Here is an 11,778-nt window from a genome sequence, read left to right as displayed (position 1 = left end):
AAGGAGCTGACCGACGAGCAGGAGATCGAGCTCAACTGGGGCCACCCCGACAGCGGCGTCCACCGGGGAGCCGCCATCGGCCCGGCCCGGCACCGAATGCACGAGCTGACCGGACTGGACCTCTCAGCCATCACCATCGACGAACTCATCGCCGACGGCCCTGCCCGCGTCGTCGTAGTCGCCACCAACAGCGGCACCGACCTGCACGGCAACCCGTGGCGGATGACCGTGCTCGAACTGGTCGACGTGGTGCACGGCAAAATCACCAAGAAGCGCTCGTTCTACCAGGACACCGCACTCCTTCGCGACATCTCACTCGAACGCGAGGCGGCACTGACGCGGAAGGCCGCGGAAGCCTGATGGAAGCGCGTACGGCGTGATGATCGGCCGCGGCGTTCAGACGGCGTCCCGTTGGATGGGGCAGGTCATGCAGTGGGTGCCGCCGCGGCCCTTGCCGAGTTCGAAGCCCTCGATCTCGATGACCTCCACACCGTGCTCGCGCAGCTTGCGGTTGGTGAACTGGTTCTTGTGGTAGCCGACCACCACGCCCGGGGCCAGGGCGAAGAAGTTGTTGCCCGAGTCCCATTGCTCGCGGGCCTGCTGGTAGTCGTCGCCGCCCGTGGGCACGATGTCCAGGCGTGAGATGCGCAGCGCGTCCTGAAGGGCCTGGCGCAGGCCCGGCTCCCGGTGGACGTCCAGGGTGCCGCTCTTGTCGCCCGGCCGCAGGCTGAAGGCGACCGCGGCCTCCAGGAACGGCGGGTACGCGCTGGCCTTGTCGGCGTCCAGGAAGGTGAAGACGGTGTCCAGGTGCATGTACGAGCGGGCCTTGGGCACCTCGATGGCGATCACCCGCTCGGCGGCCCCCGCGGCGAAGAGCGACAGGGCCAGGTGCTCGATGGTGCGCGGGTTGGTGCGCTCGCTGATCCCGATCGCCACCGTGGCGTTGCCGATGGGCATCATGTCGCCGCCCTCCATGGCGGCGTTGCCGTAGGACTCCTCGTCGAAGCGGTCGTCCTCGCCCGCGTACGGGTACCAGTAGGCGAAGTCCTCGCCGGCGAACATGGGATGGTGGTGGTAGATGGTGGACTGGTTCATCGTCTCCAGCAGCCGGACGTGGAAGTACATCGGGTTGAGCGACACGCCGCCGTACAGCCAGGCCGCGGGGTCGCGCTGGTAGAGCGAGTTGGGCAGCGCGGGCAGGATGAACTCGCGCGGGTGGCAGGAGGCGGCCACCAACGAGTGGCCGTCCAGCTCCGCCACCCCGAACTCCTCCTTGGTCAGGCCCCCGATGAGGTGCCTGGCCAGCTTGTCCCCCCGCCACCCGGCCAGGGTCTCGCGCACGCTGTCCACGAGGGCCGGGCCGACGGTGAGATGGGTGACGGCGTGCTCGACGGCGTGCTGCTTGGCCTCGAAACCGGCGTCCAGGGCCTGGGCGAGCAGCTCGTGGTGGTAGTAGACCTCGATCCCGCGCTCGCGCATCACCTGCACGAAGGCGTCGTGCTCGGCCTGCGCCTGCTCCACCCACAGGATGTCGTCGAAGAGCAGCTCGTCGTTGTTGGACGGGGTGAGCCGGCGCAGGCTCAGGTCCGGCCGGTGGACGATGACCTTGCGCAGGGTGCCCACCTCGGAGTGCACCCCGTAGGGCTGATCGGTCACGGTCGCTCATCCTTCCTTGCTGTGCTGCGGGCGGGTCTAGATCGTGATGCGGCCGGTGACCAGGCCGGCGATGCCGAGGAGGGCTCCGGCGGTGACGACGGCGAACAGGAGCAGTTCGGGACCGGAGAAGGGACGCAGGCCGCGTTCCCTGCGGGTGAGGACGAACAGGATGGTGCCGGGGGCGTAGACGATGCACGACAGCAGCAGGAACTTCAGCCCGGCCGCGACGATGAGGAAGGCGGTGTAGAAGGTGGCCAGCGCCGCGACCGCCAGATCCTTGCCCCGTCCGCCCGGCTCGGCGTCGTACGTCTCGCCGCTCAGCGTCAGGCGCAGCGCGTACCCGGCCGCCAGCAGATAAGGGATCAGCGACAACGCGCTGGTCAGCTCCAGGGTGAAGGTGAAGGCGTCGTCGGAGAACAGGGTGATGAACAGCACGGCGGTGATCAGGGCGCTGGTCATCACCAGGGCCGCGACCGGGGTGTTCCGGTCGTTCTCGCGGGTGAGGAAGGCCGGCATGTCGTCGTCCTTGGCGGCCACGAACAGCACCTCGGCCGCCATCAGCGTCCAGGCCAGGTACGCGCCCAGCACCGACACGATCAGCCCGACCCCGATGAGCCCCGCGCCCCAGGCGCCGACGACGGACTCCAGCACACCGCCCATGGAGGGCTGGCGCAGCCCGGCCAGGTCGTCCTTGGGCAGCACGCCGTAGGACAGGATGCTCACCGAGGCGAACAGCGCCAGCACGGCCAGGAAGCCCAGCACGGTGGCCCGGCCGACGTCGGCGCGGCGGCGGGCGTAGCGCGAGTAGACGCTGGCCCCTTCCACGCCCAGGAACACGAAGACGGTCACCAGCATCGTCGCCCGGATCTGGTCGAACAAGGTCCCGGCGGAGTCCCCCGTGCCGCCCCACAGGTTCGCGCCGAAGACGTCCGCGCGCAGCGCGACGGCCACGATCACGACGAACAGCAGGATCGGTATGAGCTTGGCGACCGTGACGATCTGGTTGATCTTGGCCGCCTCCCGTACGCCGCGCAGGATGACGAAGTGGAAGGCCCACACTCCGGCCGTGGAGATCACCACCGCCGCGATCGTCGCGCCTTCGCCGAAGGCCGGCACCACCAGGCCGAGGGTGGACTTGATCAGCACCCAGTAGGTGACGTTGCCGACGCAGGCACTGGCCCAGTAGCCGAAGGCGGAGAAGAACCCGGGGTACTGGCCGAAGCCCTCCTTGGCGTAGGCGTACACGCCGGCGTTGAGGTCGGGCTTGCGCACCGCCAGGCTCTGGAACACGAAGGCCAGCATCAGCATGCCCACCCCGGCGATCACCCAGGCGATGACCGCGCCCAGCACACCGGTCGCCTGGGCGAAGTTGCGCGGCAAAGAGAACACCCCGGCGCCGACCATGGATCCGACCACCATCGCGGTCAGGACGGGCAGCGACACCGCGCGCGTGGCTCCGGTCTTCGTCGCGGTCTCATCCATCGTGCGGCCTCCCGTCCTCGCGCCGGCCTTCCGGAGGTACGTGTTCGATCCTGAAGCCGGTGAACCCGTACACGACGCTGAGCAGTGGACTGGCGATGTTGAAGAAGCAGAACGGCAGGTAGGCCAGCGTCGGCACGCCCAGCACCGCGCCCATGAACGCGCCGCAGGAGTTCCACGGCACCAGCGGTGAGGTGACCGTGCCGCTGTCGGCGGTCAGCCGCGACAGGTTCGTCGGCGCCAGGCCGCGCTTGGCGAACTCGGCCCGGTACACCCGCGCAGGCAGCACCAGCGCGATGTACTGGTCACCGGCGATGATGTTGAGCCCGAACGCGCTGGCGAACACCGCCACGAACAGCCGGCCGGTGCCCTTGGCCGCCCGCACCATCGGGTCGATCAGCCGGTTGAGCAGCCCGAACTCCTCCAGCAGAGTGCCGAACGTGACCGCGCCGATGATCAGCCACAGCGTCGGCAGCATGCTGTCCATCCCACCGCGTGACAGCAGCCGGTCCACGTCCGCCAGGCCGGAGCTCTTCACGTACCCGTTGGCCATCGCCCGCCAGATCGCCTTGATCCCGGCCACGACCGGATTCAGCCCGGGCTCGCCGACGAACGCGCGGATCACCGCGGGCTGGGTGAGGATCCCCATGATCCCGGCGAAGACCGCCGCCGCCATCAGCGCCAGCGCCGGCGGCACCTTGCGCGCCGACAGCACGACCAGCAACACCAGCGGCAGCAGGTTCAGCGGCGTGATCCAGTAGATGTCGCCCAGAGCGTTCAGCTCGCTGCCGGTGTCGCCCAGGTCGGTCGCGGCCGGCCCCCACACCCAGCCGATCAGCAGGAACAGCACGAAGCCGATCAGGAACGCCGGGATCGAGGTCCAGGCCTGCCGCTTGATGTGCTCATAGACGTCGACCCGGACCATCTGCGCGGTCAGCACCGTGGTCTCCGACAACGGGGACAGTTTGTCCCCCAGGTACGCGCCCGAGATCACCGCGCCGGCGGTGATCGGCGCCGACACCCCCAGCATGGTCGCGATGCCCACCAGCCCGACGCCGATCGTCGCGGCCGTGGTCCACGAGCTGCCGATCGACATCGCCACGATGCCGCAGAGCAGCGCGGCGGCGGCGTAGTACCAGCCCGGCGACAGCACCTGGATCCCGTAGTACACCAGGGTCGGGATCGTCCCTGACATGTTCCACGTGCCGATCAGGGCGCCCACCGCCAGCAGGATGAAAACCGCGCTGGTGATCGACGACAGCGCGCGCTGCCCGCTGGCCTCGACCTCCTCCCAGCGGTTGCCGTTCTTCAGCACCACCAGCATCGCGACCATCGCGCACAGCACCAGCGCCACCTGGATCGGCCCGTCGAGCGCGTCCAGACCGAACAGCGCCAGCGACCCGCCGATCAGCACCACCAGCGTGCCCAGAACAATCACCAGATCGGCCGCCGACGGCGGGCGCACCGACCTGCCCGTGTCCTGCCGCGTATCGCCTTCTGTGCTGTCGCTCATCGCCTTGTCGCCGGCGTGCCCGCCGTCCTCGCCTCTCGCCGTCCGCCGGTCTCACCCGGGTGGTGCGTTCACCGATCGTGTCCACGGGGACACCGTGGGACATGCTGGGCGATCTACCCCAACGGCCGTGGCGGCAAGGTTCGCGGCAGGTCAAGTTCGTTCTATGTCGGCCGTCAGGTCCTCGACGATGCCGTAGCGGGCATAGCGGGCCTGCGTGATGAACGCCCAGTAGCGCTCGCCGAAGGACCAGTGCCACCACTCCGTGGGGTAGTTGACGAAGCCGGCGGAAATCAGGGCGTCGCCCATGATGCGGCGGTTACTCCTGGCCTCGGGTGAAATGTCGGGCGCGTCGGTGTAGCAGTTCTCGTCGCTCTCCGGAGGTGTGGCGTTGACCGCCGTGCCCATGTCCAGCTCGACGCCGCCGGAAGTGCGCAGGGTCAGATCGACCGCGCCGCCGGTGGAGTGGGGGGCGACTTCGGGCGGAGAGACGTACCTGCTCGCCTCGATCCGGGCGCGGGCGTCGTCCCAGTCCGGATGCGCGGCCCGCTGGCGGGTGACGGCCGAGGCGAAGTAGCGCCGCTGCAGGGCGGCGGGGCGGAAGCCCTCGATGATCAGGAAGCGCAGCTCGCGCGGCAGTCGCGTCTGCGCGACGACCAGGCGGTCGGCCACGCTCTGCCGGACGTGCGCGTACGCACTCGCCTCGTCGGCGAGGCGCGGATCCACCCGGACGGCCTCCAAGGTACGCAGATCCACCAGTGGTTCCGCACATTCCTTGACGGGGACCTCGGCGATCCGCGAATCGGACAGGAACACGATCTCCCGCATGGAGCCCTCCGTTGCCGGCCATGGACGCTCTGACCTGAGACGTCAACGCCATGGTGCGGCGGTCTGCTCCAAAAACGCTGCAAACGATCAGTAGGGCTTGTCCTTCAGCAGCTCGTCGTACTCACGGCAGCCGTGTAATCGGAACGTCTCCAGCGCCTGCGACCAGATGGCCTCGGCGGTGACGTCGTCGCCGAACGCCCGGTGCACCAGCGCCAGGTCACGCTGGGTACGGGCCTGGAAGGGGCGGATCCGCAGCGTCTCCCACAGCCCCAGTGATTCCTCCAGCCGGCTCTTGGCCTCGTACAGCCGCCCCTCGGCCAGGTCGAGCTCACCGAGCGTGCGCAGGGTGCAGGCCTCGCCCCAGCGATCCTGCAGGGCGCGCATGGTGGCGAGCACGTCTTCCAGCGGTTGCCGCGCTTGGTCGTGCTTGCCGAGCCGGAGCCACGCCTTGGCCAGCGAACGGGTGCAGTAGGCCACCATCAGCCGGTCGCCGAGCGGACGGAAGATCTCCAGCGCCTGCTCGCACAGCTCCGCGGCCTTGTCGTGCTCGCCCCTGGCCCGGTGGTACAGGGAGATGCTGCGCAGGGTCAGCCCGGCGCCGCGGCGGTTGCCCACCTGCTGGTAGAGCTCCAGCGAAGCGGTCAGATCCGCCCAGGCCGCCGGATAGTCCCCGCGTTCCAGGCGTACCGTGCCCGACAGCCGTTTGACGTGCGCCAGGGCCGCCGTGTCGGCGAGGTCGTGCAGGAGCGTCCCTGCCTGAGCGAGGAAGTGCAGGGACTCGGCGAGATATCCCTGCTCGCGGCAGGCCTCGCCGAGCCCGGCGAGGGTGGTCGCCTCCCCCCGGACGTCCTTGGCGGTACGGAACAGCGACAGTGCCTGGCCGAGATACTGGCGGGATTCGGCGAAGGAGTCCCGCGCATAGTAGAGGTGGCCCAAGCCGGCCAGCAGGGCCGCCTCGCCCGGGACGTTGTCCATCCGCCTGGCGACCGAGAGCGCCGCGTCGTTCATCCGGCGCCAGGCCGCGAACGGGTCGTCGAAGATGTACTGGCTGCCTTCGAACGCCGCCGCCGAGACGGCGCAGGCGAGCTGGATGGCCAGTTCGTCCAGTTCCATGGCCGCCGCCAGCTCCACGCTGGCGATCAGGGCCTCTTCCTCGCTGCGGAACCAGGCGTGCGGATCGGCCAGCGCCGGCCTGGTGGCCTCGTCGTCCACCGGACGGGCCAGGCCGGGCGCGGCGCGCATGGGGATCGCCCCGGTGGGGGCGGCCTGGCTCAGCCGCTCGATCAGCCACAACCAGCCGCCCAGGACCCTGCCGACCGTGGCCGTCAGCTCCTCCGCCGGCTCCTCCGCGTGCGCGCGTTCGGTGGCGAACAGCCGGATCAGGTCGTGCAGCCGGTAACGGGCCTGGCCAGCCGCGTCCACGTCCGCCTCCTCCAGCAGCGAGGCGTCCACGAGATGCTCCAGCAGCTGCTCGGCCTGGCGCGGGCCGGTCTCCAGCGCCGTCGCGGCGACCCAGAGAGGGAAGCCGGGCAGGCCGAGCAGCCCGAGCCGGCGCAGCGCCGTCTTCTCCGCGTCGGGCAGCATGGCGTAGCTGAGCGCGATGCTGGCCCGCACTTCCTGGTCTCCTGCGGCCAGTTCGTCGAGCCGGTGCTGTTCGTCTTCCAGCCGGTCGGCCAGGCGCCGGGCCGACCATTGACGTCGTGAGGCCAGCCGGGCGCCGGCGATGCGCAGAGCGAGGGGCAGGCCACCGCAGCGCACGACGATGTGCCGGGCCGCGTCGAGGTCGACGGTGATCCGCTCCTGTCCGGCGATCTGGGCCAGCAGCTCGACGCTGGCCTCGGGAGGCAGGACGCCCAGGTCGATGAGGGTGGCGCCGTCCAGTCCCGCCAGGCGGTTGCGGGAGGTGATGATCACGCCGCAGCCGGGACCACTGGGCAGCAGGGGTCGTACCTGCGCCTCGGAGCCGGCGTCGTCCAGCACGATCAGCTTGCGCCGGCCGGCCAGCAGGGTCCGGTAGTGGTTGACGCGTTCTTCCAGGGTGGAGGGGAGCTGCGTGCCGGGTGGCTGGAGTTCGCGCAGGAGGCGGCCCAGGATCTCCGCCGGGTTGGCCGGGGTGTGCGTCGTACCGCGTAGTTGCACGTGGAGCTGGCCGTCGGGGTAGAAGCGCGCCAGCTCGTGTCCGGCATGCAGCGCCAGGGCGGACTTGCCGATGCCGCCCTGCCCGCAGATCACGCAGACCGGCGTGGTGTTCGGCCTGGTGAGCCGGTCGCGTAAGGCGGCCAGCTCCTCCTCGCGCGCGGTGAAGTCGGGGGGCGCGGAGGGCAGTTGCCGGGGCGCGACGGTTCTGGCCGCGCCCAGCAGCGCGGGGTCGGAGTGCAGGATCGCCTCGTACGTACGCCGCAGGTCCGGCCCCGGCTCGATGCCCAGCTCCTCGATCAGCGCCCGCCGGCCCTGCTGGTAGATCGTGAGCGCGTCCGCCTGCCGGCCGGCCCGATAGAGCGCCACCATGAGGTCCCGGCGCAGCCGCTCCCTGATGGGATGGACCGCGACCAGCCGGGTGAGCTCGTCGATCAGCCCCTCGACCCCGCCGGCCGCCAGGTCGGCCGCGATCCGCTCTTCGAGCACCGCGAGCCGCAACTCCTCCAGCCTGATGGCGTCCGGGCGCAGGCCGGTGTCACCGGTCCCGCCCAGGGCCGGGCCCCGCCACAGGGCCAGCGCCGTACGGAAGAGGCCGGCCGCCTCCTGGTGGCCTCCCGTGCGCGCCGCCTGCCGTCCCTGCTCCACGAGCCGCTCGAAGACGTCCTTGTCCAGGGCGTCGGGTGGGATCTGGGCCAGGTAGCCGACGCGGTGCGAGGCGATGATCTCCGGCAGGCCCGCGCCGTCGAAGGCCCGGCGCAGCGAGGCGACATAGGTCTGCAGCACGCCACGCGCAGTGGGCGGCGGGTTCTCCTGCCAGATCGCCTCCATCAGCCGCTCGACGCCGACCGCGCGGCCGGCGTCGAGGAGCAGGGTGGCGAGCAGAGCGCGCGGCTTGGGGCCCCCGAGAGCGACCTGCCGCCCGTCGTGCCACACCTCGACCGGACCCAGGAGCCGGAACTCCATCGGTTTCCCCCCACAGGGTTCGGCGGACCTTGAACCAAACCCTATGGGCAGGGCGGTGAGGCTTTCCAGAGGCGGCGCCGGACAGCGCGAAGGACCCGGCCTGTGCCGGGTCCTCGCGCCTTTCTTTACGGTCAGGCCATGATCTGCGCGAAGCCGCCCCAGCCGTGGCCGACTTCCCGAGGCTCGCTACCCGTGTACGGCTGGCCGTTGTCCCGGACGAAGTTGTTGCTGTAGAGCATCAACTTGCCGGCCGAATTCAGCGCCAGCAGATCCGTGAACCCGTCGCCGGTGACATCGGCGGGAACGACCTTCGAGAAACCGCCCCAGCCGTGACCGACCTCACGAGGCTCGCTGCCCGTATACGGCTGACCGTTATCCCGGACGAAGTTGTTGCTGTAGAGCATCAGCTTCCCGGCGGAATCCAGCGCCAGCAGGTCCGTGAATCCGTCCCCGGTCACATCCGCAGGAATGATCCTGGCGAAACCACCCCAGCCGTGGCCGACCTCGCGAGGCTCGCTGCCGGTGAACGGCTGGCCGTTGTCGCGGACGAAGTTGTTGCTGTAGAGCATCAGCTTCCCGGCGGAATCCAGCGCCAGCAGGTCCGTGAATCCGTCGCCGGTGACGTCAGCGGGAATGACCTTCGAGAAACCGCCCCAGCCATGGCCCACTTCCCGAGGCTCGCTCCCCGTGTACGGCTGGCCGTTGTCGCGAACGATGTTGTTGCTGTACAGCATCAGCTTCCCGGCCGAATTCACCACGAGCACATCCGTGAACCCGTCCCCAGTGACATCCGCAGGAATGGTCCGCGCGAAACCACCCCACCCGTGGCCCACTTCCCGAGGCTCACTCCCCGTGTACGGCTGACCGTTGTCGCGAACGAAGTTGTTACTGTAGAGCATCAGTTTCCCGGCCGGGTCCACGGTGAGCAGGTCGGCGTACGGGTCACCCGTCACACTGTTGCCGGGCAACTCCGCGGGCTCCGACATCGACCACACCGCGTTCGCGATGGCCACACCGTCCGGCGTCTCTTCCGTGTACCTGTTGGGATAGGCGGAGACCTGCACCTGCTGGCAGACCTTGCCGATGGGATCGTTGCGCCAGTCGAACCGGAGCATCTTGCTGAGGAACTTGTTCGTCGCGTAGACCGGGTTCAGGATCTGGTCGACCGTTCCCCAGCCCTGCGAAGGACGCTGCTGGAAAAGCCCGACACTGTCGTCGGCGCCGTAGGTCAGGTTGCGGATGGTGGATTCGACGATGGTGGTGGTGATGGCGATCTGCGCGGCCCGGACCGGCAGGCCCCGGCTTTTCACGGTGGCGATGATGACGCGGGCGCAGGACACCCGGTAAGCCGTCATCGAGCCGCGCAGGTCACCGGGTAATTCTCTGTTCAACCGCGTCGCCATGCTGGCGTCGGCCGAAGTGGTTCCGTTCCTGTCGCAGGGCACGGTGTCCGCGGCGTGCGCGGGAGCCGAAGCCATCAAGGTGACGGGCACCGAGAGGCACAGGGAGACAAGCAGGCCGGTCAGGGATCGGATGAGGGCAGGTCGCATGGGTTGCTCCACGAGTGATGAGGAGGGCCCCGTGCCGGCCGCCTGGGCCGGCACGGGCGGGGAAGCGGTCAGGCCAGGATCTGGGCGAAGCCGCCCCAGCCGTGGCCGACCTCGCGAGGCTCGCTGCCGGTGAACGGCTGACCGTTGTCGCGGACGAAGTTGTTGCTGTAGAGCATCAGCTTCCCGGCGGAATTCACCGCGAGCAGGTCCGTGAAACCGTCCCCGGTGACGTCAGCGGGAATGACCTTCGAGAAACCGCCCCATCCGTGGCCGACCTCGCGAGGCTCGCTGCCGGTGAACGGCTGGCCGTCGTCGCGGACGAAGTTGTTGCTGTACAGCATCAGCTTCCCGGCCGAATCCAGCGCCAGCAGATCCGTGAAACCGTCCCCGGTCACATCGGCGGGCATGATCTTCGAGAAACCACCCCAACCGTGGCCGACCTCGCGAGGCTCGCTGCCGGTGAACGGCTGGCCGTCGTCGCGGACGAAGTTGTTGCTGTAGAGCATCAACTTGCCGGCAGTGTCCACGGTGAGCAGATCCGTAAATCCGTCGCCGGTGACGTCAGCGGGAATGACGTTCGAGAAACCGCCCCATCCGTGGCCCACTTCGCGAGGCTCGCTGCCCGTGTACGGCTGGCCGTTGTCGCGAACGATGTTGTTGCTGTACAGCATCAGCTTCCCGGCCGAATTCACCGCCAGCAGATCCGTGTACCCGTCGCCGGTGATGTCGGCGGGAATGGTCCTGGCGAAACCGCCCCACCCGTGACCGACCTCGCGTGGCTCACTACCGGTATACGGCTGACCGTTGTCGCGGACGAAGTTGTTGCTGTAGAGCATCAACTTGCCGGCGGCGTCCACGGTGAGCAGGTCGGCGTACGGGTCGCCCGTCACGCTGTTGCCGTCCCTCGGCTCCTCGGAGGTCCCTCCGACGGGAGCGCTGTAGCCCACGATGTCGATGTTGGAGCGGCTGTAGGAGTTGGCCTTGATCCGGTCGCCGCTGTTGCCCTCGATCGTGTAGACGGTGCTCCCGTTCGCCGAGCTCACGATGCCGACGTGGTCGATGTCGCCGCTCTGGTCCCAGTCGAAGACGATGGAGTCACCGGGCTGGGGCGTGTAGCCGCTGCCGCGGGTGTGCCACGTTCCGTACTTGACGCCGTAGTCCTTGAACGACGACGCCCATCCCGTGAGTATGCCGCCGCCGGTCTCGGGCACGTTGGCGTGCGGAACGCGGGCCCGCTGCCAGACGTATTTGACGAAGTCGGCGCACCAGTCGCTGTCGCGCCACTGGACGCCGTCACTCGACGGGCAGCCGCCGGCGGGCTTCCACGTACGGAAATAGCCGGTGTAGTAGTTGCAGCCGCTGCCCATCGGCGATTCGTGATTACGCGACGAGTTGCCGAGCTGGTCCTGGGCCGCGGCGACGATGGCCGGGCGGGAGACCGCCGACGCCTGCGTCGCGGAGAGCGCGACCACGCCCAGGGCGACGACGGGAACCGCCAGCATCGAACGGAGGGTGCGGGATAAGAACGCGGTGTGCTGTTTCATGCTGCGAAGCCTGCGCCGGGCTTCTGCAAACCCGGTTCAAACGCGCTTGAACGTCTTTTCCCGCACCCGGCCCGTGGAGACCGCCGCCCTGTCACGCACCGTTTCCACC

General features: G+C 69.1%; 8 protein-coding genes. 1 reads left to right on the top strand and 7 read right to left on the bottom strand.

Features of this window, described 5'->3' with window-relative positions; all coding sequences use genetic code 11:
• Positions 1–360, top strand: a 360-nt coding sequence (locus AB0C28_RS42290) for a hypothetical protein (protein WP_358081214.1), incomplete at its 5' end; no start/stop codon positions are given.
• Between the two features lie 36 nt (positions 361–396).
• Here AB0C28_RS42290 and AB0C28_RS42285 read toward each other — a convergent pair.
• The 7 genes from AB0C28_RS42285 to AB0C28_RS42255 all read right to left on the bottom strand — a co-directional run bounded on the left by AB0C28_RS42285 (position 397) and on the right by AB0C28_RS42255 (position 11,669).
• Complete coding sequence (locus AB0C28_RS42285) at positions 397–1,656, bottom strand: arginine deiminase (protein WP_357862152.1); 1,260 nt, start codon at positions 1,654–1,656, stop codon at positions 397–399.
• Between the two features lie 36 nt (positions 1,657–1,692).
• Complete coding sequence (locus tag AB0C28_RS42280; RefSeq protein ID WP_358081212.1) at positions 1,693–3,138, bottom strand: basic amino acid/polyamine antiporter; 1,446 nt, start codon at positions 3,136–3,138, stop codon at positions 1,693–1,695.
• Entirely contained in the window at positions 3,131–4,648 is a 1,518-nt protein-coding gene (nhaC, locus tag AB0C28_RS42275; protein ID WP_358081209.1) for a Na+/H+ antiporter NhaC, read from the bottom strand. Before nhaC ends, AB0C28_RS42280 begins: the two co-directional genes overlap by 8 nt.
• Positions 4,649–4,798: 150 nt before the next feature.
• The gene (locus AB0C28_RS42270; protein ID WP_358081206.1) at positions 4,799–5,473 is read right to left on the bottom strand and encodes a M15 family metallopeptidase; all 675 of its coding nucleotides are present in this window, start codon (positions 5,471–5,473) and stop codon (positions 4,799–4,801) included.
• 87 nt (positions 5,474–5,560) lie between these two features.
• A complete protein-coding gene (locus AB0C28_RS42265) occupies positions 5,561–8,575 on the bottom strand; it encodes a BTAD domain-containing putative transcriptional regulator (RefSeq protein WP_358081203.1) in 3,015 nt (1,004 codons plus the stop codon).
• A 131-nt stretch (positions 8,576–8,706) separates the two neighbouring features.
• Positions 8,707–10,125 carry a VCBS repeat-containing protein gene (locus tag AB0C28_RS42260; RefSeq protein WP_358081200.1) on the bottom strand — a complete coding sequence of 473 codons (1,419 nt, stop codon included), beginning with the start codon at positions 10,123–10,125 and terminating at the stop codon, positions 8,707–8,709.
• Between the two features lie 68 nt (positions 10,126–10,193).
• Entirely contained in the window at positions 10,194–11,669 is a 1,476-nt protein-coding gene (locus AB0C28_RS42255; RefSeq protein WP_358081197.1) for an FG-GAP-like repeat-containing protein, read from the bottom strand.
• Positions 11,670–11,778: the final 109 nt, after the last annotated feature.

Source organism: Nonomuraea sp. NPDC048892, assembly GCF_040649735.1.
In the GTDB taxonomy this organism is placed as follows: Bacteria; Actinomycetota; Actinomycetes; order Streptosporangiales; family Streptosporangiaceae; genus Nonomuraea; species Nonomuraea maheshkhaliensis.
Note: the sequence above shows the minus strand (reverse complement) of the source record. Positions and strands in the feature narration are given on the sequence as shown.